At 62.7% G+C, this 21,841-nt stretch carries 19 protein-coding genes and 2 pseudogenes; 4 read left to right on the top strand and 17 right to left on the bottom strand.

The genetic code is table 11. The features are described 5' to 3' along the window. Positions 1–13 precede the first annotated feature (13 nt). The 9 genes from LJ655_RS27845 to LJ655_RS27805 form a co-directional block, all read right to left on the bottom strand. Positions 14–1,954 (bottom strand): branched-chain amino acid ABC transporter ATP-binding protein/permease, encoded by a 1,941-nt coding sequence (locus LJ655_RS27845; protein ID WP_230564387.1) that lies wholly within the window; start codon positions 1,952–1,954, stop codon positions 14–16. 7 nt (positions 1,955–1,961) lie between these two features. Further along, positions 1,962–2,837, bottom strand: coding sequence for a branched-chain amino acid ABC transporter permease (locus LJ655_RS27840; RefSeq protein ID WP_230564386.1), 876 nt, complete (start codon positions 2,835–2,837; stop codon positions 1,962–1,964). A gap of 182 nt (positions 2,838–3,019) precedes the next feature. Then, complete coding sequence (locus tag LJ655_RS27835) at positions 3,020–4,234, bottom strand: ABC transporter substrate-binding protein (RefSeq protein WP_230564385.1); 1,215 nt, start codon at positions 4,232–4,234, stop codon at positions 3,020–3,022. A gap of 406 nt (positions 4,235–4,640) precedes the next feature. After that, positions 4,641–4,988: a copper-binding protein gene (locus LJ655_RS27830; RefSeq protein WP_230564384.1), complete on the bottom strand. Its 348-nt coding sequence runs from the start codon at positions 4,986–4,988 to the stop codon at positions 4,641–4,643. Between the two features lie 65 nt (positions 4,989–5,053). Next, positions 5,054–6,355, bottom strand: a complete 1,302-nt coding sequence (locus tag LJ655_RS27825) for a copper oxidase (protein ID WP_230564383.1) — start codon at positions 6,353–6,355, stop codon at positions 5,054–5,056. Then, positions 6,352–7,806, bottom strand: coding sequence for a TolC family protein (locus tag LJ655_RS27820; RefSeq protein ID WP_230564382.1), 1,455 nt, complete (start codon positions 7,804–7,806; stop codon positions 6,352–6,354). The genes LJ655_RS27825 and LJ655_RS27820 overlap by 4 nt, the downstream gene beginning before the upstream one ends. Then, the gene (locus LJ655_RS27815) at positions 7,803–8,093 is read right to left on the bottom strand and encodes a hypothetical protein (RefSeq protein WP_230564381.1); all 291 of its coding nucleotides are present in this window, start codon (positions 8,091–8,093) and stop codon (positions 7,803–7,805) included. Before LJ655_RS27815 ends, LJ655_RS27820 begins: the two co-directional genes overlap by 4 nt. Positions 8,094–8,180: 87 nt before the next feature. Beyond that, the gene (locus tag LJ655_RS27810; protein WP_329959743.1) at positions 8,181–8,495 is read right to left on the bottom strand and encodes a hypothetical protein; all 315 of its coding nucleotides are present in this window, start codon (positions 8,493–8,495) and stop codon (positions 8,181–8,183) included. 161 nt (positions 8,496–8,656) lie between these two features. Continuing rightward, positions 8,657–9,148: a MarR family winged helix-turn-helix transcriptional regulator gene (locus LJ655_RS27805; RefSeq protein ID WP_230564379.1), complete on the bottom strand. Its 492-nt coding sequence runs from the start codon at positions 9,146–9,148 to the stop codon at positions 8,657–8,659. Positions 9,149–9,446: 298 nt separating this feature from the next. Here LJ655_RS27805 and LJ655_RS27800 point away from each other — a divergent pair. From LJ655_RS27800 to LJ655_RS27790, 3 genes and pseudogenes are all read left to right on the top strand, one after another. Further along, positions 9,447–9,821 (top strand): annotated as a pseudogene (locus LJ655_RS27800) (MFS transporter); the annotation flags it as partial. 102 nt (positions 9,822–9,923) lie between these two features. Further along, positions 9,924–11,066: a porin gene (locus LJ655_RS27795; protein ID WP_230564378.1), complete on the top strand. Its 1,143-nt coding sequence runs from the start codon at positions 9,924–9,926 to the stop codon at positions 11,064–11,066. 84 nt (positions 11,067–11,150) lie between these two features. Beyond that, positions 11,151–11,426: pseudogene (locus tag LJ655_RS27790) on the top strand (cysteine synthase A); the annotation flags it as partial. A 14-nt stretch (positions 11,427–11,440) separates the two neighbouring features. Here LJ655_RS27790 and LJ655_RS27785 read toward each other — a convergent pair. After that, on the bottom strand, positions 11,441–11,728 hold the full coding sequence (locus LJ655_RS27785; RefSeq protein WP_230564377.1) for a GYD domain-containing protein: 288 nt from the start codon (positions 11,726–11,728) through the stop codon (positions 11,441–11,443). Positions 11,729–12,138: 410 nt separating this feature from the next. Between LJ655_RS27785 and LJ655_RS27780 the strand changes: the two genes are divergently transcribed. Beyond that, on the top strand, positions 12,139–13,881 hold the full coding sequence (locus LJ655_RS27780; protein WP_230564376.1) for a WD40 repeat domain-containing protein: 1,743 nt from the start codon (positions 12,139–12,141) through the stop codon (positions 13,879–13,881). 44 nt (positions 13,882–13,925) lie between these two features. Here LJ655_RS27780 and LJ655_RS27775 read toward each other — a convergent pair whose 3' ends face one another. The 7 genes from LJ655_RS27775 to LJ655_RS27745 all read right to left on the bottom strand — a co-directional run bounded on the left by LJ655_RS27775 (position 13,926) and on the right by LJ655_RS27745 (position 21,803). Then, complete coding sequence (locus LJ655_RS27775) at positions 13,926–14,993, bottom strand: purine-nucleoside phosphorylase (protein WP_230564375.1); 1,068 nt, start codon at positions 14,991–14,993, stop codon at positions 13,926–13,928. Positions 14,994–15,264: 271 nt separating this feature from the next. Next, positions 15,265–16,686 carry an aldehyde dehydrogenase family protein gene (locus tag LJ655_RS27770; RefSeq protein ID WP_230564374.1) on the bottom strand — a complete coding sequence of 474 codons (1,422 nt, stop codon included), beginning with the start codon at positions 16,684–16,686 and terminating at the stop codon, positions 15,265–15,267. 76 nt (positions 16,687–16,762) lie between these two features. Beyond that, a complete protein-coding gene (locus tag LJ655_RS27765) occupies positions 16,763–17,854 on the bottom strand; it encodes a sensor histidine kinase (protein WP_230564373.1) in 1,092 nt (363 codons plus the stop codon). 132 nt (positions 17,855–17,986) lie between these two features. Further along, positions 17,987–18,364, bottom strand: a complete 378-nt coding sequence (locus LJ655_RS27760) for a response regulator transcription factor (protein WP_230564372.1) — start codon at positions 18,362–18,364, stop codon at positions 17,987–17,989. Between the two features lie 145 nt (positions 18,365–18,509). Further along, entirely contained in the window at positions 18,510–19,178 is a 669-nt protein-coding gene (locus LJ655_RS27755; protein WP_230564371.1) for a response regulator transcription factor, read from the bottom strand. A gap of 214 nt (positions 19,179–19,392) precedes the next feature. Continuing rightward, the gene (locus tag LJ655_RS27750) at positions 19,393–20,178 is read right to left on the bottom strand and encodes an alpha/beta fold hydrolase (RefSeq protein WP_230564370.1); all 786 of its coding nucleotides are present in this window, start codon (positions 20,176–20,178) and stop codon (positions 19,393–19,395) included. Positions 20,179–20,528: 350 nt separating this feature from the next. Beyond that, a complete protein-coding gene (locus LJ655_RS27745) occupies positions 20,529–21,803 on the bottom strand; it encodes an MFS transporter (RefSeq protein WP_230564369.1) in 1,275 nt (424 codons plus the stop codon). Between the last annotated feature and the right edge of the window lie 38 nt (positions 21,804–21,841).

The raw sequence follows: 21,841 nt of genomic DNA, 5'->3' as shown, positions 1-21,841 counted from the left end.
TCGGTCGGGCGGCTCAGGCCGCTTGCCCGGTAGTCTCGCCGCCGAGATAAGCCTCGATCACCTTTTCGTTTGATTGGATGTCGGACGGATTGCCTTCCGCGATCTTCTGCCCAAAGTCGAGCACCGACACCCGGTCGCAAACGCTCATCACGACGTCCATATGATGTTCGATCAGTACGACGGTGATGCCCTGATCGCGGATCTTGCGGATGATCGCGACCAGTTCCTTGATGTCCGGCGCAGTGAGGCCGGCGGCTGGCTCGTCGAGTAGCAGCACCTGTGGATCGAGGGCGAGCGCCCGCGCGATTTCAAGCAGCCGCTGCTTACCGTAGGGCAGGTTGCGCGCTTCTTCGCCAGCAACGTCTTGTAGCCCGACAAACCGCAGCATGCCGATGGCGCGGTCGCGGGCGGCGCGCTCCTCACGCCGGTAACGCGGCGACATCAGTCCGACATCCGCGAGATTGGCGCGGAACGTGTGATGCAACCCGACCAGCACATTTTCGAGCGCCGTCATCTCGCCGAACAGTTGCACGTTCTGGAAGGTGCGCGCGATGCCCGCCAGCGCGATTTGCGCTGACGTCTTTCCCGCGAGCGATGTGCCGCCGTAGTTAAGCGTCCCTGAAGTCGGCGCGTAGATGCCGGTCAGCACGTTCATCATGGTGCTCTTGCCTGAGCCGTTCGGGCCGATCAGTCCGTGGATCGTGCCGCGCCTCACGCTCAGGTCGACATGGTTCAGGGCCTTCAGGCCGCTGAATTGCATCAGGATGCCGCGCAATTGCAGGATTTCCTCAGTGCCTTGCGCGTGTACGGCCGCAATAGCGTCGCCGCCGATCGTCGGAACGTGGCTGCTGTCGACCGTGACCGGGCGTACCCGGCGTTGCATAAGAGTTTTGCGAGCGAAACCGACGACACCGTCCTGCAGGTAGTAGACCACGAGCAGGATCATCAGACCGAAGATCGTTAAACGCCAATCAGCGAGAGTGTCGATGCGGTACGAGAACGCGGCGAGGCCCACTGTGCCCAGTACAGGGATCGCGACCTTGCGGGGTGTCGACACCTTGCGCGCCAGCGCGATACCTGCGCCGAATACGATCACGGCAGCCAGGCCCGACGCGACGGCGCGAAACATATCGATGTCATCGAGGAGCTTCGGCAGAAGCACGATGATCGCCGAACCAAGCAGCGCGCCGCTGCGTGTCTTGCGGCCGCCCATGATGACCGCGAGCAGGAACAGGATAGTTAGCTCGAAATTGTAGGTATTCGGCGAAATGTACTGCTCGGAATACGAGTAGAGGCAGCCCGCGAGACCGGCAAAGCCCGCGCTGATGACGAACGCGTAGACCTTGTAGCGGTACACCGACACGCCCATGCAGTCCGACGCGATCGGACTGTCACGTAGTGCCTCGAAGGCCCGCCCGAGGTGCGACTTCAGGACGCGGTGCACCACGATCAGCGACACCACGAGCAGCACCGCGACCAGCCAGTAGTATTCCACTTCGTTCATCGGCCGCGCCCCGAGCGACGGCTTTTGAATTTTCAATCCCATCGGCCCGTTGGTCAGGAAATCCATCTCATTGATGAGGATCTGCAGGATCGTGCCGAACGCGAGCGTCACCATCGCAAGGTAAGGGCCGGACACGCGCAGCGCGGGCAGGGCGAGGATCGCGCCGAAGCCGGCCGTGGTGAGAATGGCGAGCGGCGCGGTGACGAAGATCGGCATGCCGAGCTTGACGAAAAGCACACCCGCCGTGTAAGCGCCGACCCCGAAGAGCCCGGCATGTCCCAGGCTGACCTGGCCGGTGTAGCCCACCACGATGTCGAGACCGAACAGCAGGATCGCATAGATCATGATGGTCTCGAAGAGGTGGATGTAGTACGGATTGCCCGAGACCACCGGGAATATCGCAAGCGCGGAAAGTGCGAGTGTCGACGCGATGGGTTTTTTCAGTGTCATGGCGTCCTCACACTTTCTTGATCGAGGTCTTGCCGAAAAGGCCGGCGGGTTTCATTGCGAGCACGATCAGGAGCAGCACGAGCCCCGGCACGTCCTTGTAACCGGTGGAGATGTAGAAGCCGGTCGTGGTTTCCGCGATGCCGAGAATCACACCGCCAACAAGGATGCCCATGCCGCTAGTCAATCCGCCAATGATCGCCACCGCGAACGCCTTGAGACCGAGCACCGCGCCCATCGTCGCGCCAGTCAGCGTGAGCGGGGCGATCAGCACACCGGCGAACGCGGCAGTCAGCGACGACAGCGCATACGAGAACGTGATCACGAGGCCCGTGTTGATGCCCATCAGCGCCGCGGCGTCGCGGTCGTTGGCGGTGGCCACTACCGCCTTGCCGAAGATGGTCTTGCGGTTGAAAAATTCGACAGCGAGCATCATCAGTAGCGCACCGGCAACCACCAGCAACTCCATCGGCAGCACGTTCGCGCCAAGCACCTTCAGCGGCGCTTCCGGCAGCGGTGACGGAAAGCGCAGATCGTCGCGGCCCCACACGTTTTCAGCGACGTTCTTGAAGATGATTCCGAGCGCGATGGTCGACATGATCCAGCCGAACTCGGACTTGATCCTGATTGCCGGACGCACCCCGATCCGTTCGACCAATGCGCCTTGTACCAGACCGAAAATGCATACGAGCGGGATCATCAGCCAGTAGTTGACGCCGAGCGATACCAGCGTCAGGCCGACCAGCGCGCCGAGCATCAGCGCATCGCCCTGGCCGAAGTTGAGCGTGCCAGAGGTGGCGAAAGTGAGTTGGTAACCGAATGCGATCACGGCGTAGATCATGCCGAGCGCAATGCCACTATAGAGAAGCTGCAGAAGAATGAGCATCGTCGAACGCCTTGGGGTGCCGCCGTCCATGAAGCAAAGCCGCGCCCGCCGGAGGCCGGGTGCGGCTTTGGAGAGTACTGTTTTTCTTGCGCAGAGGTTGCATTCGCACCGGCGCATTGTGCCTGCCGTGCGTTTGTCCAGTTCCGGCGCGCGAATGTGCGCCGGGGCCGCGCCGCTAGCGCCTAGTTGGAAGACGCCTGCTTGGTGCGCAACTGGCTGCCGCCCTTCCGATCCGCCTCGTAGGCATAGATCACGCGACCGCCCTTGACCTCGCCGAGCACCGGCACGTTCGGGCTGATCGCTTCATGGTCGTCGTGGGTAAAGGGCTTGTCGTACACCATTACGACGCCATCAACCTTGGTGTTGAGGTTTTCAAGCGCGGCGCGCACCTTTGCGCCGTCGGTCGAACCGGCCTGGTTGATCGCCGCGGCCAGCAGATAGACCGAGTCGTACCCTTGCGCGGCAGACACCGGTGAGTCGATGCGGTTGTTCTTCGGCTTGAATTCATTCAGGTAGGCGTCGATGAAAGCCTTGCGCTTCGGTGTATTGGGTTCCTGAATGAATGTCTGCGGCATGCGCGCGCCTTCGCCGTTGGTGCTGGCGTTGTCGATGTAGTTCGCCATCGACAGAGTCCAGCTGCCGATCAACGGCACCTTCCAGCCGAGCTTTGCCATGCCGTTGGCGATCTGAGCGAGTTCCGGCCCAATGCCGTAAGTGAGCACCGCTTCAGCGCCGGCCTCCTTGGCCTTGAGCAACTGTGCGGTCATGTCCACGTCCTTGATATTGAATTTCTCTTCGGCGACCGGTTTCACGCCTTTCGCGGCAAGCGCTTTTTCAAGGTCTTCGCGGCCGAGCTGGCCGTAGTTGGTCGAGTCGGCGAGAATCGCAACCTTCTTGAAGCCTCGCTTGCTGACGGCTTCCTCGACGATCATCGGTGCCTGAATGCGGTCGGCCGCGGCGTTGCGGAATACGTAATTGTCCGGTTGGTCGGTGAACTGCTTCGTCACGACGCTGCCGGTCGCGACATTGTTGAAGACAGGGATCTTCGCATCCTGGAAGAAGCGTTGCGACGCGAGTGCCACGCCCGTATTGATGTAGCCCACCACCGCGGAGACTTTTTCCTTGTTGATCAGCTCTTGCGCGATCTGCACGCCGCGTTCGTTTTTCGCTTCGTCGTCGCGCTCCACCAGCACGATCTGACGGCCCAGCACGCCGCCGGCTTTATTGATTTCGGCGGTCGCGAGCCGCACGCCGTCACGCATGCTGACGCCCATCGAAGACGAGCCACCGGTGAAAGGTCCGTCCACGCCGATCTTTATCGGCTCGGCGGCGAGGCTGACATCAACGAGGGCACACAGCGCGAGCGCACTCACTACGCTTTTCAAGCGAATTCCCATAACTGTCTCCGTAGCATGTCTTTTATGCATGGAACCTTGACCGGCCCCAATACGCCGAGCGGACGTCTAAGGAAACCTGACGCTCATTGTCGGTGAGGCAGTATAGAAATCGTAATATGTGAGTAATATTCGGGCTTACCCGGTCGGTGCAATCCCGCAATCGGCGGCCATCGGGATAGGCGCGATCGTGGTGCGCTGACCATGCGTGGCCAAAACCGGTTTCCACCGGCATCGAACGGGCGACGGCACCTGCCTCCCCGACCGTCGATTCGCTCATCGGCGCGCAATCAATCCAGAACGCGATTGCGCTGGAGACAATCGTGGTGAACGTGTATTCATGACTGTTGTCTCCTTGGACTGAATTGGGGCGTTTCGCTTGCCGTATCGCTGGCGCCCCATTGAACACTCATTGCTTCTGTAGTTTTGTGACCGTCAGTGCGCCATTGACCTCTTCCGCGACGAAGTCGATCCTGTCGCCGACCTTCACCTGGGACAACATGGCCGGGTCCTTGACCTTGAACACCATCGTCATCGCGTCCATGCCGAGGTTCTCGAGCGGACCGTGCTTGATGGTCAGCTTCCCGGCGGCGGTATCCACTTTCTTCACCTCGCCATGTGACATGGTGTTCTTCGCGTCTGCGCCCTGTTGCGCGCCTCCCGCCATATTCATGTTGCCCGTATCGCCGGCCGCGAAGGCGGTCGCTGAAACGGCCACGGCGCAACCCATCACAATCGAAATCACTATGTTCTTCATCAGGTTTGCTCCACAGTAAAAGTCACAGATATCTGGCCGGGCGAAAACCCCGGCTCCAGCAGGAATCAGCTATCGGGCAGTTCGCCGGTGTATTCGTACGCGACGGTTCCCTTCGGATGCTTGAACCAGCCCGGGTCGCGGTAGTCGTTGCGGCCGAGTCCCTCACGCACCTTCACGACGCTGAACATGCCGCCCATTTCCAGCGCGCCGAACGGACCGGTCCCCGTCATCATTGGGAGTGTGTTGTCCGGTAGCGGCATTTCCATATCGCCCATCGAGCCGCCAGCGCTGCCCATTGCCATGTAGTCCGGCACGAGCTTGTTGATGCGCTTCGCGAGGTCTTTTTGCGGCACGCCAATCAGATTCGGCACCTGATGCCCCATCGCATTCATCGTGTGGTGCGACTTGTGGCAGTGAAAGGCCCAGTCGCCGGGCCGGTTGGCGGTGAACTCGATGGCCCGCATCTGACCGACTGCGACATCGGCGGTCACTTCCGGCCAGCGTGCGGAGGGAGGAATCCATCCGCCGTCGGTCCCTGCGACCTCGAAGCTGTACCCGTGCAGATGAATGGGGTGATTGGTCATCGTCAGATTGCCGAAGCGGATGCGTACGCGGTCTCCGGCTCGTACAGGCAGCGGGTCGATGCCCGGAAAGACCCGGGCGTTCCAGGTCCACATGTTGAAGTCCGTCATTTCGTTGACGCGCGGCGTGAAGCTGCCCGGGTCGATGTCATACGCGGACATCAGAAACACGAAGTCGCGGTCGACAGGCATGACGCCAGGGTCCTTCGGGTGCACGATGAACGTGCCCATCATCCCCATCGCCATCTGCACCATCTCGTCGGCATGCGGGTGATACATGAAAGTGCCGTGCTTCTCGAGCTCGAACTCATAGACGAACGTCTTGCCCGGCGGGATGTGCGGTTGCGTCAGCCCGCCCACGCCGTCCATGCCGGACGGCACGAGCATCCCGTGCCAGTGAACCGTGGTGTGTTCCGGCAACCTGTTGGTCACGAAGATGCGGACCTTGTCGCCTTCGACGGCTTCGATGGTCGGGCCAGGCGCCTGGCCGTTGTAGCCCCACAGGTTCGCCTTCATGCCGGGCGCCAATTCACGGACCACAGGCTCGGCAATCAGATGGAACTCCTTCCAGCCGTTCTTCATGCGCCATGGCAGCGTCCAGCCATTGAGTGTCGCCACGGGTGTATAGGGGCGACCGTTGGGCGGGACGAGCGGCGCCTGGGTGCTGGTCTTATCCATGCTTGGCGCTTCGGGAAGCGACGCTGCGCCAGCCTTGCTGACCAATGCAGCGCCAAGGAGCGCGGCGCCCGAACCGCCGAGAAAACTTCGACGTGAAACCATCTTCATTGACCTTCTGAATTCGTGGGCGACGCCGGTTGCGTCGCGGGAGCCGGCGTTGCGCCGCCGCGCGGTATGTCCTGCGTCTGCGACATCGCAAGCGGCGGCAGCCGGCCGCCAAGCGACTGTTGCAGGTCCGTCTGCGCAAGCCAGTAGTCCTTCAGCGCATCGATGTAGCCGTTGACCGCGGCGATCTGCTCGCGCGAATCGGCAAGCAGCTCGAATACGCTGGCGAGCATGCCGTTGTAGCGCAGCAGCACTTCATCCGAAATGGTCTTGCGTACGGGCACGACCTCGTCCCGATAGTGCCTGGCGACGTCGTAGCTCGTCACGTAGGCGGAGTACGACTCACGTACTTCGGAGCGGGCGTCGATCGCCGTCTGCGCGAGCCGGTTCGCCGACTGCATATAGATGGCTTCGGCACGTGCGACCTTGGCGCTTCCCCAGTCGAAAAGGGGAATCTCGACACTGATTTCGTAGCCATGCTCATGACCCTTGTCGGTCTCGAAGTTGTCGAGATAGCCAACGTCCAGCGCATTGATGAACCGGGTTGCCCTGGTGAGCCCCAGAGAGGTCGCAACGCTTTGTGTTCTGAGCTTCGCCGCCTGGATGTCGAGGCGGTTTTGCATCGCGAAGCTTTCGAGGTCGTTGAGTTGCGGCCTGTCTTCTGGCAGGTCAGGCAGTCGCTCCGGCAGCTCGTACCGGGTCGCTGAACCCCATAGGCCCATCGTGCGCGTGAGCTTTTCCCGCGCCATGACCGAACGCTGCCGGACCCTTGCCAACTGCGCGACCGACTCCGCGTAAAAGGCCTGCTCGCGCGCATAGTCGAGCTTGCTGAAATTGCCCGCCTCGCGCATGCGCAACGCGAGTTCCGCACCGGCCTCGGCGGAGTCCCTGACCTGCGCCGCATACGAAGCCGCCTGTTGCGCAGCCACCGCGTTCACGTAGGCCTTGCGGGCGTCGGCGGCCACCGAGAGCATCGCGTTGGCGGTCTCGAGCTTCGTCTGTTCGAACCGGCGGCTCTCGATGCGAGTCGCGACGGGCAGCGTGAGCACCCCGAGCACACCCATCGAAAATGTCCGGCTGATGCCGAAGCCATCGCTCCAGTGTGTCCGGCTGAAGGTGAAGCCCGGATTGGGCAGACGGCCTGCCTGGACGAGGTCGGCTTCGGATATGCCGAGTTCGCCGTATGACGCCTGGAGCCCTCGGTTGTTGAGCAGGGCGAGCTGGACGGCGTCGTCCATGCCGAGCGGCTTCGACAGCAGTTCCTGCGTCCGCCTGAAGGCCGCATTGCGATCCGCGTCGGTTTTCACATGGACCGCATCTTTGCCGAGGCGCTCAGACGCGGCCGTCGATACGGCGTTGAATCCACCGTCCTTCGAAAAGGTCGTGCAGCCAGCCAGCAACACCATCGCAACGATAATGCCCGTCGCGCGGTGTTGCGCGAGGTATTGGATCATCGCGTCTCGCCCCCGTGTTCGTGAGCGCGGGTCCCGTTGGAGGTCTCGCCTGGCTGCTGAGCGTGCCCCATCCCCGCCGTGCCGCGACTCGGGGTAACGGCGCGATTCAATTGTTGCCAACTGGGGGCTTGCCGATCCTGGTAGGACCTGTAGCCGTCGAACGCGGATGGCACCGAGGCGACCGGCACCGACGCCCCCGCATCCGTGGGGTCGGCCACTGTCGCGGCATGCGCGAGCAACGGCAACGCCGCGGCTGCGCTGAAAAGCGCCGCAGAAATAGTTCGCATGAATGGTTCTCGTCGTGAATCATCCGGAGACCGTGACGGACTCCAGAAAAACCTGCTGGTCGTAGCGAATGGCTACGCGTGGGAGGATCAGACGAGAACCGACCGGGGAGGCCGTTCAATGCCGCCTGTCGTGAACGACACGACACTGGCAGCCGGGGGCAATGGGACGGGGAATTGAGGCAGGTCAGCCGTAGCGAATGAAGCAGGCACAACCGGCGGCACTGCACCAACACAGCAGGACGCGCAGGTCAAACATTCGTGAACATGGTGGCCGCCGTGATGCTGCTGGCCCTGGCGGTCGTGATCATCGGCCACGACAGCGTGTTCGTTGACCGGCCCGGATTGATGGTGATGATGGACGGCCGGTTCGGCATCGACCGATTCCGAGGCGGCACAAACCATCGAGACGACCGCAAACGACTGAACCGGAAGGCTCAGTGCCAGCAGCACGACAAGAAAGAGTTTGCGCCAGTAGGACATAGGGGCGAATTCTAGCATTTGCCATCTGTGCTCGAGGAAATGCTATCCGCCTGCTCAAACCGCAACGGGTGGCGTAAGCGCGTTCAGCTTTGCCGCAGATTGCGCACGAAAAGTTCGAGGTTCACGCGCGCGGCGCTCGCGCTCTGCGCGTCCATGCCGTTCAGCATTCGTTCCTCGACAGCCTGCACCGCTTTCATGCCCTGGCGCATCACATCGCGCCCTTCGCCGGTGAGCCGCAGCACGACGATGCGTCCGTGATTCGGGTCCGGCTCGCGGCTGATCCAGTTGCGCGACACCATGACGCTGATCACCTCGTTGGCCGATTGCGGCGTGATGAACGAACCCTCGGCAAGCTGGGCGTTCGACGCTTCGCCGCGCCTGTCCAGCACGGATAGCGCGGTGAACTGCGAAAGCGTGAGGCCAAGCGGAGCGAGCGCGGCCGACAGTTCGCGGCGCAGGAGCCGCTCGAGACGGCCGATCAGGTAGGTCAGCCGGGGCGCAGCGGCCTTGCGCCCCCTGACGGATGCGCGAGCCGCGCCGACAGACGTTGTTTTTGTGGAGACCTTGTCGTTCATTGCGTCGGTTGAAGGCTGTCGGTGGAACGCGCAATGGTACCGCAACGCTAAACCACCCATGACCTGCCAGAGATCGCGTCCCTGTATGGAATGACCGTTTAAGACACCACCACCTGGGGTATCCACCAAATACAATCAGCTTGCGCTATCAGGACGCCTGATATTAAATTCGGGCTGTCACCGGGGCAGGCGCGTTTTCAGCAACGCGCTTTATTTTGCCCATGTTATCAGGTTTCCTGATACGCACAATGGACCCCGCGGTGACTTCGAAAACTAAATAGACCATCAGGCGACAACCATGAGATCGACCAGAACGGCACTATCAGGAGACGACGCGGCAACGCGACCCATCGCGGGTAGCGGTATCGCCACGACTTTAGCCCTTTGTTTCGCGGTTGCCCTGCTCGAGGGGATGGACCTGCAGTCGGTCGGCGTTGCCGCGCCTCGTATGGCGCGCGAATTCGGCCTCACCGTGTCACAGATGGGACTCGCTTTCAGCGCCGGTACGTTCGGACTCCTGCCGGGCGCGATGGTCGGCGGCCGGCTCGCCGATCGCATCGGGCGCAAGCGGGTGCTGATCCTCTGCGCCGCCATATTCGGCATTCTCTCGATCGCCACCGCGCTCGTCAGCAGCTTCGACATGCTGGTGCTGGTTCGCGTCCTGACCGGCATTGATGCTGCTGCGGAGGCCGCGCGCGATGGACTGAGCTCACCATTCTGAAGAATCACGTTCGCAGTTCAATAAAAGCACACAACAAGGTTTGGAGACAACAACATGCAATTGAAGTCGACTCACGTCCTCATGTGCGGCGCGCTGTGCGCGTTGAGCACTGGAGCCTTCGCGCAATCGAGTGTGACGCTGTACGGTATCGTGGACACCGGCATCGAATTTGTTTCGCACGCCAATGCGAAGGGCGACCACGTGTTCCGGATGCCCGCCGTGACCGGTGAATTCCCGTCGCGCTGGGGGCTGCGCGGCAACGAAGACCTCGGCGGTGGCTACAGCGCGGTGTTCACGCTCGAAAGCGGCTTCAACTTGCGCGACGGCAGTTCCGGTCAGGGTGGACGGCTCTTCGGACGGCAGGCCTTCGTCGGCATCAAGAGCCCCTATGGAACGCTCGCGTTTGGTCGCCAATACACGATGACCTATCTCGCGGTTCTGGGCGCGGACATCATCGGACCCGACATCTACGGCATGGGTTCGCTCGATGCCTACGTGCCCAACGCGCGCGCGGACAACTCCGTCACATACCTTGGTTCCTACAAGGGCTTCACACTCGGCGCGGGCTACTCATTCGGACGCGATGCCGCGGGCACCGGCAACTCGCCGGGGCAAGGCACGTGCGCGGGCTCGGTGCCCGGCCACCCCACGGAATGCCGCGACTGGTCCGTGATGCTCAAGTACGACTCGCAATACTTCGGCGCCGCGGCCTCGTACGAGGAGCAGCGCGGCGGCGCGACGGCAGCGGCCAACTTCTTCGACGGCGTGGCGCCGACGCCGCTCATCAACGCAGCCGACAAGGACGCGCGCACGCAGCTCAGCGCCTACGCACAGTACGGCGGCGCGAAGCTCGGCGCGGGCTGGATCGGACGCCGCGTGGTCACCGATTCGCCCGCGGTGCCCAACGTCCGTTCGAACCTCTTCTTCATGGGGGTTTCGTACATGGTCACGCCCGCGTTCCTGCTCGATGGCGAAGTGTTCCGCATCATCAATAGCGACCACGACACGCGCGCCACGATGGGCACGCTGCGCACGACCTATCTCCTCAGCAAGCGTTCATCGGTCTATGCACAGGCTGCGTATCTCGCCAACAGCACGAAGGCGCGCTATTCGGTGAGCGGGGGCGGCGGCGGAACCACGCCTGCCGCTGGTGTGGGCCAGACCGGCGTCATGGTCGGCGTCAAACACCTGTTCTAGCATCGCGTCGAAGATCATCGCCGGGAGCGACGCGCTGGCGGCGTCCCTCCCATACGATGTCTCTTCAACGAAAGGAACTCCGGCGTCAAGATCGTGCTGGGCGATCCGGAAGGCAGCGGCTTGTACAACTTCGTGAAGACGGGCGAGGTATGCGTCGAAGGCAGCTCGATCACGGAGGGTCTCGGCTCGTCGCGCGTGACCGCCAACCTGGAGGGTACGCCAATCGACGAAGCCGTTCTAATCGACGATCCGGCGTGCGTGAACATGGTCTACCACTTGCTTCAGGAAGAGGGACGCTTCGTCGGTGGCTCGACCGGCATCAACGCGGCGGCAGCGATGTGGCTCGCGCGGCGGATGGGTTAGGAGTCCAACCGCTATAGCGCGCCGATGAAATCGTTCCACACTGTCGCGTGCATCGTCTCGGTGGCGGCATGCCCATAACCCCGGATGATCAGCGCCGCTAGCTCAAGCTGTTTCAGATCGTTCGTCTCGACAATGTCCACGACGTCGAATCGTCCGAGTGTCAGATAGCTTTGTTTCCAGGTCACGGCTGGGCATTCAGTTTTGATTTTTTCCGCTACGGTGGCGGCAATCAGTTTGAGTTCCCTGGGATCCTTGAACGCGTCAGGGGAGAGACGGCTGAGGATGACGTAGGTAGCCATGGGGTACCTCCATGCAAAAATGCTCCGCGCGCAGGTACGACGGACACACCAAGGTCGGCAGCTACCTGTCGAGCGGCGCGTGCCTCTTGATTATAGTAAGGTCCCGTCCTGAACGTCGGAGGTCGCTCGTCATGGCCATTGGCGGGCGCGGATCACCGGAATCGATCGTGTCCGCGCAGCTTTCCGAGCGCAGCTAGTCACGTCGGTCAGCCACGTTGAGAAACATGAGTACGTTACGGACAGGGCGGGCGCAGCGATGCATCCAGGTACTCCTGGGTGTGGTCGCGGTCATTGTGATCGTGACGGGTGGGTGGATCATCCAGCACACTCGGACGGCCGCACGCCAGACTTCCCTTGTATTGGCTTCGGCCGCGAGAACCGCAAACGACGCGGGGAACCATGATCGCGGGATGCGTTTCGCCGTGCTGGCGATGGGCAAGGGCTGGCTTTCGCCCGGATCGGTAGAGGCAGAGCTGGAGCTGATGCGTGGCGCGTATGCATCGATGCAAACCACGCTGCTCAGCGGGCATCAGGATGCGGTCGATTCCGCCGTCTTCAGCCCGGACGGCCAGCGCGTGGTGACCGCATCCTGGGACGGAACCGGGCGGGTGTGGGACGTGCAGACGGGCAAACAGATCGCGCTGCTCAGCGGGCATCAGGGGTGGGTTTATTCGGCGACCTTCAGTCCGGGCGGCGAGCGGGTGGTGACCGCATCGCGGGACGGAACCGCGCGGGTGTGGGACGCGGCGACAGGCAGACAGCTCGTAAAGCTCAGCGGACATCAGGACCTGGTTTATTCCGCCGTCTTCAGTCCGGACGGCCAGCGCGTGGTGACCGCGTCCGCGGACAGGACCGCGCGGGTGTGGGACGCGTCGACCGGCAAGGTGATCGCACAGCTCACCGGGCATCAGCGACCGGTTTTCTCCGCCGCCGTCGGTCCAGATGGTCAGCGGGTGGTGACCGCGTCCGCGGACAGGACCGCGCGGGTGTGGGATGCGTCGACCGGCAAGGTGATCGCGCAGCTCATCGGGCATCACGGGCCGGTTAGCTCCGCCGTCTTCAGCCCGGATGGTAAGCGGGTGGTAACCGCGTCCGCGGACAAGACCGCACGGGTGTGGGACGCGGTGACGGGCAGAAAGATTGTGCTGCTCAGCGGGCATCAGGATCTGGTCTATTCCGCTACCTTCAGCCGGGACGGCCGGCGGGTGGCGACCGCGTCCGCGGACGGTACCGCGCGGGTGTGGGATGCGGTCGCCGGCCAGATGATCGCGCAGCTTACCGGGCATCAGGGACCGGTGAGCTCCGCCGTCTTCAGCCCCGACGGCCGGCGGGTCGTGACCGCATCCGATGACAAAACCGCGCGGGTGTGGGACATAACGAGCGGCCAGGTGATAACGCAACTCGCCGGACATCAGGCGCCGGTGAACTCCGCCGGCTTCAGTCCGGACGGCCGCCGGGTGGTGACCGTGTCCGTGGATCGGACCGCGCGCGCGTGGGACGCAGCGGCGGGCAACCAGGTCTTGCCGCTCAGCGAGTATCAGGGGGCGGTTGTCACCACCGCCTTCAGCCCGGACGGCCATCGGATGGTGACTGCGTCCCGTGATGGGGACGCGCGGGTGTGGGACGTGTCCACGGGCAAACAGATCGCGCAGCTCAGCGGGCATCAGGGGACGGTAAATTCCACGGCCTTCAGCCCGGATGGCCGACGCGTGGTGACCGCCTCCGATGACAAAACCGCGCGGGTCTGGGACGCGGCGACCGGACAGATGATCGCGAATCTGACCGGGCATGGCGGGCCGGTCAGGTCCGCCGCCTTCAGCCCGGACGGCCGGCGGGTCGTGACCGCATCCGACGACAAAACCGCGCGGGTGTGGGACACGGCCACCGGACGGATGATCGCGCAGCTTACCGGACATGACGGGCCGGTTTGGTCCGCCGTCTTCAGCCCGGACGGTCGACAGGTGGTGACCGCGTCCGCGGATCAGACCATGCGGGTGTGGTCCATCCGGTGGCTCGTGGAGAATCGAGGTCGGAGCCTCGTTGAAGCCGTTTGCAAGGAGAAGCTCGCGGGCGCAACACTGCTCACAGCCGGGGATGAAGCTGCTCTTTCTCTCATTCGCGGACGCAAGGGGCAAGACGTGTGCGGATCGTAATTCGGCGATGCGAACGCGGTACGCTTCACCACGCCGCAAATGCGCTACCGCTGGGGTACGCCGCCGCGCCACTCGCCCCAATGCGTGACGATGTCCTGTACGAGCGGGTTGCCCGTCAGAAACAGATTGTCGATCGCGATCGCGAAGCCGCCCTGCGAAGCGTAGTTGAGCAGATTGTCGGCGCTCGATTGGCCCGCGTACGGGCGGTCGAAGTCCGAGCCGGCACGCAGCACCGCAACACGGTTCAGGTCGACGCGATGCACGGTCGCCGCGCGCGTCAGCGCCTCGAAGGTGGCGTTGTCTTCCTGCTGCGTCGTGCAATAGGTGCCCTTGCCGTCGGTCAGGATCTTCGTCCATTGCCGCGCGCGCTCTCCAAGGTCGGTGCCCGACCACCAGGTATCGCCCGCCAGGGTGTCGCATTGGATCACGGTCGGCGGACGGTTCGCGGGCGCATAGTTGTATTTCGCGCGTGCAGCCTGCGCCTGGGCGTCGTCGGTCAGCGTCACGTTGCGTGATAGCGCGAACGCCGCGTTCGCGAGCGCCGGATTGAGCTGGAACACTTCGGTGCGGTAGTCGAGCGGTGGCTTCTGCGTCGGGCTCGTCGTGTTGATGCCGAGATAGCCGGTGTTCCAGCCCGGCGGAATTTCGCGTCCGTCGATTTCCCACTGAATGCCGAAGTCGACGAGCCATTTCGCCCAGGCAGCGGAACCGACGGTCCCCTGAAGCGGATCGATACCCGCGATGCCCGCCACCATGAAGTAGGTATGACGCAAGTCGAAACGTGGCGAGAACGTCAGCGCCATGATCGACGCGGCGGCGTTCGCGTGCCCCATGCCCGTCGTCATCACGCAGACGTCCTGGCGATTGCAGTGCACGGCCGGGTAGTCAGGAGACAGGCCCGCGACGGTGATGTCCTGCCACGGTCCGAGATGATCGAGCCATACCTGACCTTCCGGGCCGAACATCGAAATGATCATCACCTTGACCGCACGGCCATGCGAGGCGCCGTCGTCCTGCGCGAAGCCGTCGTCTGAATGCGCGATGGCCGGCGCAACGGCCGCGCCGGTCACGAGCAACGATGAAATCACAGCGCGAAAAGAACGATTTAGCATAAGAGACCCCACCTGTAGTGTAAGAATTGCGGTTGCGAAACGTGAATCGCGTGCCGTGTTGTCGACCGGTGTCGTGGCATTTTGTCGGCGTGCAGCGTGGGGCCTAGGCGTTCGCCGCTCAGGCGACAGTGAGTATAAGCGGAGAAAAATGGGAGTTGGCAAGCGGTAGCCGTCTACCGACGAGTCGACCCGTCCTCAAGCTCTTCCTCGGGTTGGCGCTCCTGCTTGGCCAACCCGCACAGGTGCACCGGCGAATGCCTGAGTTTCGCTATCAGAATGCCGCAACTACGGCCTTCGGCTCGAGAAACGCCTCCAGTCCAAACGTGCCGTACTCGCGCCCGATGCCCGATTGCTTGAAGCCGCCGAACGGTGCGGCCGGTTCGTGTGCCAGTGTATTGATGAGTACGCGCCCCGCTTCGATGTGCGCCGCGACCCAGCGTGCACGCCTCTCATCCTCGGAGAACACGTACGCCTGCAAGCCGTAGTTCGTGTCATTGGCGATGGCGATAGCCTCGTCAATATCGCGGTACGAGATGATCGACAGGACCGGGCCGAAAATCTCTTCGCGCGCGATCGTCATGTCGTTCGTCACGTCGCTGAAGACCGTGGGGCGGACAAACCATCCTGCGTCGATGCCCTCCGGCCGGCCTTCGCCGCCCGCGATCAAACGCGCTCCTTCGTCGATGCCGATGCGGATATAGCGCTGCACGCGCTCCCACTGGTTCTCGCTGACCATCGGGCCGACGCTCGTTCGCGGATCGCGCGGATCGCCCGCCTGGGTGCGCGCCACCTCTTCCCGCACGCGCCTCTCGAATTCCGCGAGCCGTTGCCCGGGCACGAGAATGCGCGTGCCAGCGATGCATGCCTGACCGCTGTTCATGAAACCGGCCTGAATCGCAAGCGGCACTGCGTGATCGAAATCGGCATCGTCGAGCACGATCACCGGCGACTTGCCGCCGAGTTCCAGTGTCACGCGCTTCAAGGTTTCCGCGCCGGTGCGCAGAATGGATTTGCCGACCGCCGTGGAGCCGGTGAACGACAGTTTGGCCACGTCGGGGTGCGAGCTGATCTGCGCGCCGGCCGTGTCGCCGCGCCCCGTCACGATATTGAATACGCCCGCCGGCAAGCCTGCTTCATGCAACGCTTCCGTGACGATGTGGGTCTGGATCGCACTCATTTCGCTCGGCTTGACAACCGCCGTGCAGCCCGCGGCTAGCGCGGCTGCCAGTTTTCCGCAAATGAAACCGGCATCGCTATTCCACGGCGTGATCAGACCGGCGACGCCGAGCGGCTGCATCACGACTTCCGCGGTGCCCGCCCGGCGCGTGAACGCATAGTCCTTTAGCACCTTCGTGGCTTCGAGAAGCACATTGCTCGCATGCCGAGCCATCCACCGGCCACGCGACACGGGCGCGCCATATTCTTCCGTGATCGCTTCGTAAAGCTCGTCCTCTTTCGCGACGACGGCCTCATGCATACGCTTCAGCATGTCGATGCGCTCGCGCTTGTCCGTGCGCGAAAACGCGGGAAACGCGCGCTTCGCTGCAGCAATCGCGTCCCGCGCGTCCTGCGCATCGGCGAGGCGCACGCGGCCGATCACCTGTTCGGTCGCAGGGTTGAAGAGATCAAACAGTTCGTCGCCGTGCGGCGTGACGAACTCGCCGTCGATATAAATCTTGTCGATGATCTGCATTGCAGGTCCTTGGGTAGCGTTGTGACTGACGAGACTGTCCGCGCATGCAGTACATTCGCGGACAGCAGTACTTGAATCAACGGTCGTTCTCCGTGGTCAACGGCAGCGTCAGTCTTGCCTCGAGTCCGCCGCTGCTGCGGTTTTCCAGTTCCAGCTTGCCGCGCATCGCCAGGGTCAGCCGACGGGCGGTCGCGAGCCCGAGGCCGGACCCCGGTGCGCGCAAAGCCGTCTGCGGCGCCCGATACCACGGTGCGAAGACGGCCTCCATTTCGGCGAGTTCGATGCCCGGGCCCGAGTCCCGCACCGCGAGAATCAGCTGCCGGGCTTCGACCCGCACGCAAAGACGGACGTCGCTGCCATAGCGCAATGCGTTATCGATCAGGTTGACGAGCACGCGTCGCAGCGCGTGCGGGCAGGCGACGATCGGGCAGCCGACGTGGCCTTCGAGCACAACGGCGCTTCCCGCGTCCTTGTAGTTGTCGATCAGCGTGCTGATCAGTCCGTCTGCATCGATACAGCGCAGGCGTTCGGTGGCGCTGCACTGCATCCGCGCACAGGCGATGCTCGCGTCGACCAGCTCGGTCACTTCCTCAAGATCGAGCTCGATCGCTTCGCGCAACGCCCGGTCGCCGATCTGCTCGCAGCGAAGCGCGATGCGCGTAAGCGGCGTGCGCTGGTCGTGCGCGTAGGCGGCAAGCATGTCGAGCAGTTCAGCCGCACGTTCGGCGTTGTGCCGCTGCGAATGGTTGATCGACTGGATCAGCCGGACGATCGCGGGCGAGCCGGCCATGGCAAGCGCCTCGTGAGCGCGTTGCGGGCCGCGCTGCGCGATTGCCGCCGCGAGACGGTCGATGCTCGATCGCTGCTCGAAGGCATTCATCGATTGAGCGAGCGACAGGAGGGCAAGGCCCATTGCCACGAGGCAGACGAGCACAAGCGGCGGATCGTCGGAAAGGCTGGGCAGCATGAGCAACGCGCTCCACCCTATGGGCTGACTGATTGCGACGAGCAGGATGCCAGCCGCGATCGAGCCGCGATACAGCTCGCCTTTGGGGCCTATCCGCGCGGCAAGTCCACGCAGCTGTTTTTTCGTGACCAGGTCGGATCGCACTGATCTCACGAACGATCCCAGCAACACGTCAAGCAAGAATCCCGGGTTCAAAGTCATCTTCATCTCCTGTCGCCGCGAGGTGGAGCGGCACTGAAATGAAATCATGCGACGCGGGGTCTGCACTATCACATCAACGGGCGCGCGGCCCCTACGAAGGTTTGACTTTCGCATGCAGCCGTTGGCACACCTTCAGCGCTGGTTCAGCGCGCGAACGATCCACGTTTCCAGTTCGACGGCGTCGATCGGCTTTTCGAGCAGGCGCAGCGCGGTGCTCGCGCGCGCACGCTCGAGAATGCGCGCGGTGGCGAATGCGGTGATGAGGAGGGTGGGGATGCGCAGACCTTCGGCTTCGAGCCGCTCCAGCAGTTCCATGCCGTTCATTCCCGGCATTCGAACGTCACACAGGAGGCAGTGCGTTTGCATCCGTTCGTTCGACGCAAGAAAATCCTCGGCGCACGAGAATTCGCGGGCATCCCATCCGAGCGAACGCACGAGACTGCTCGTGGCGGTTCGAACGAGAGGATCGTCGTCGACGATCGACACGAGTTCATTAGCTGAAGGCGACAAGGGAGTTCCTGCTTGCGACCGGATCAACTCGTGGGCCCATCCCACCGTCACCCGATGTTTCAGCATACCGCCGGTAATCGCGATCGCCATCATATGTAGGTATGGAGCCCGGCTGGCCTCGGCCCACCCTTCGGCGACAGTGCGCTCAGTTCGCCTTGTGACCTACGCCGAGCGCTTCCATCTTGCGCACCAGGTCGGCGACCGAGCGCGTATTCATTTTCCGCATCGCCTGTCCGCGATGAATCTTGGCGGTGATTTCCGCGATGCTCATCCGATCCGCGATCTGCTTGTTCATCAGACCCGCGGCGACGTGTTGCAGGACCTCGCGCTCGCGTGGCGTCAGTGATTCCCAGCAGGTCTGCAGACCGTCCAGGGAGCGGGCAGCTTCAAGGCGTTTCGCATCGTTGTCGAGAGCCGCGATTACCGCGTCCACCATATCCTGGTCGCGAAACGGCTTCGCGAGGAAATCCATCGCGCCGGCTTTCATCGCCTTGACGGTCATCGCGATGTCGCCATGACCCGTCATGAATATGATCGGCATGTGGGGCTTGCCGGTTTCGGTCAGAGATTTCTGGAACGCGAGGCCACTCTCGCCGCGCAAGCGCACGTCGAGCACGAGGCACGAAGGGCCTTCGCTACGCGGCGCCGCAAGGAATTGGTCGGTCGAGCTGAATGCATGCACTGTGAGGCCGACCGAGCGCAGCAAGCCGACGACCGCACCACGTACGAGTTCGTCGTCGTCGACGACATAGACGACACGGGCTTCGAAGCGATCGGATGAAGCGGTCGTGCTGGAAGAAGGGGTATCGCGCATCGCGGCGTCCAGGTGTCCACGGTAAGGGTCGGCCTTCCGGCGACCCGGCTGTAAACGTAGCAGAAGCCGTCGCGCTGGTCCATTCGTTGCATACGCAGATGGGATGCGGGCATACGAATGGATGATACCGTTCGCCGGCGGCGTGAGGCAGCGCGAACGTCACGCGCTGCCGACCCACCGTTCGATCACCGCCGGGATATCACTGCGTGCCCCGTTATTCCCGGTGCGCGGCTTGTGCAGCGGCAATGATCGCGTCGGCCACGGCCTTCGGCTGACTGACCATCGTCACGTGGCTCGCATCGACCCGCGTGACGTGCGCGCCAATGTTATTCGCCATCGTCTGCTGGAGGTCCGGGTCGATCATGTGATCCTGACGCGCGACCACGAACCACGACGGCTTGTCGTGCCACGCCGCCTGCGTGATTTTCGCGCCGATGCAGCCGGACGCCCACGGCCCTTGTGTTTCCGCAATCAGCCGACGTTGCGGCACCGGCAGGTCCTGCGCGAAGTCTTCAAGTACTGCCTTCGTCGAGAGCGTCAGGTAGCCGCCGGCGTCGGTGTGCAGTTCGCTCACCCACGCGGGGGCCGCCTTGCCCCTGGTCATGTCTTCGATCGACTGGCCGTTGTCGGGTGCGAACGCGGCAACATAGACGAGGCTCTTCACCTTGTCGTCATTGCCGGCCTCGCTGATGACGACGCCGCCCCATGAATGACCGACGAGAACGACCGGACCGCTCTGCTGATCGATCGCGCGCTTTGTTGCGGCGACGTCGTCGGCGAGCGAGCTGAGCGGATTCTGCACCGCGACGACATGGAGCCCGCGCGCTTCGAGCAGCGGAATCACCTTGTCCCAACTAGAGCCGTCGGCGAACGCGCCGTGCACCAGCACGACGTTCGTTCCCTTGAGGGATTCGGTGCTTGCCGCATCGGAAACCTGTACTGCGAACAGACCGCTGAGCAGCAGGGCGGCGCTGAATGACTTCTTAATCGATCGGATCATGACCATGTCCTGACAGGATTGAAATTAGATTTAACCGGTCACACGGCTAGAACGTGCAAGCCGCGATGGACCGCCTGGTGTTGGCGCAACGAGCGTGCATCGAGCATGTGCGCGCTGCGTGCCGGACATTTGAATCCCGCAATGTATCTGACGTGTTTCGCGGATACCGCTTGCGTGTAACGTTTTTTGTTTTGCCGTACCGCAGATACAGTGTGATACGAAACCACCCCCGCCGACCCATCCGTTGCCCGCGGCAACGAACCGGAAATCGGCGGCGTGCATGCGAAAGTGAGCGCGTGTGCATGGCGCCGGCGGCGCCGCGGCGCATGGCCCGATTTGCGGAAAAACAGCTAAAGCGTGGCGCCTTTGGTCTCTGGCAAAAGCAACACCGTTAGAAGGACCAGGCCATACGCCGTACCCGAAAAAATCGCGATTCCGACCGAGATGCTTGTGGAATGGCCGAGCACGCCAACAAGCGCCGGAAATAGCGCGCCTATCCCGCGGCCAAAGTTATAAGTAAAGCCTTGCCCATTCGCACGCAATTCCGATGGGTACAGCTCAGCCAAATATGCGCCGATCCCGCTGAAAATTCCGCACGACGAGAACCCGAGCGGGAATCCGAGCCAAAGCATTTCGGTATTGGAAAGCGGGAGAGTCAGGTACAGGCAAACCGAGACGAGCGACAGTATCGAAAACAGGATGAAGTTGCGCCGCCGGCCCAGATAGTCGGACAGGTACGCGCCAGTCAGGTATCCGCAGAACGACCCCACGATGATCACGAGAAGATAGGCGCCTGTGTCGAGCACGGACAGATGGCGTTCGAACTTCAAGAGGGTGGGTAGCCAGATGGACATTGCGTAGAAGCCTCCCTGTATGCCCGTGCACAGCAGAGCGGCCAGCACGGTTCTTCGCAACAGCGGCGGCGAGAAAATAGCCCAGACCGGGGACGGTTTGGCATCTTGCGTTCTGGTTGCGTTGGTGGCCGCGAAGACTTCGGGCTCCGGCACGTACTTGCGTATGTACAGCACGAGCGATGCAGGCAGGAAGCTTATCCAGAACAGACTGCGCCAGGCCATGGACTCGGGGAGAACGGAAAACGCGATACTGTAGAGAATGGCTGCGGCACCCCATCCAATAGCCCACCCGCTTTGTACCAGCCCAACGACCTTGCCGCGATGCGCCGGTGTCACGATCTCGCCGACCAACACGGCACCGACGGCCCATTCGCCACCGAAACCAAGCCCCTGCAATGCTCGCAGCACGAAGATCTGCTCGAAATTCTGTGCGAAACCGATCGCAAGCGTAAAGAACGAAAACCACAGGATCGTCCCCTGCAATACTTTGACCCGTCCGTACCGGTCCGCCAGCATGCCGGCGATCCACCCGCCGAGCGAAGAAAAAAGCAGCGTCACCGTGCCCAGCAGTCCTGCCTTGCCGCGATCCAGGTGCCACAACTCAATCAGCGAAGCCAGAACGAAGCTGAACACCATGAAGTCGAACGCATCGGTCACCCACCCGGCGAATGACGCGATGAACGCCCGCTTTCCGCCAGGGCTCAATTCGGCATACCATGACGGACCCAATGCCACCGGCGGCGAAGCTTGCTCGAAATCTCTTGTTGTCATTGTTGTGTGATTCGTTAGGAACGCGTTTGTTTCGTCGA

The sequence above is a fragment of the Paraburkholderia translucens genome, assembly GCF_020881035.1.
In the GTDB taxonomy this organism is placed as follows: Bacteria; Pseudomonadota; Gammaproteobacteria; order Burkholderiales; family Burkholderiaceae; genus Paraburkholderia; species Paraburkholderia translucens.
This window is presented reverse-complemented; position numbering and strand designations above follow the sequence as displayed.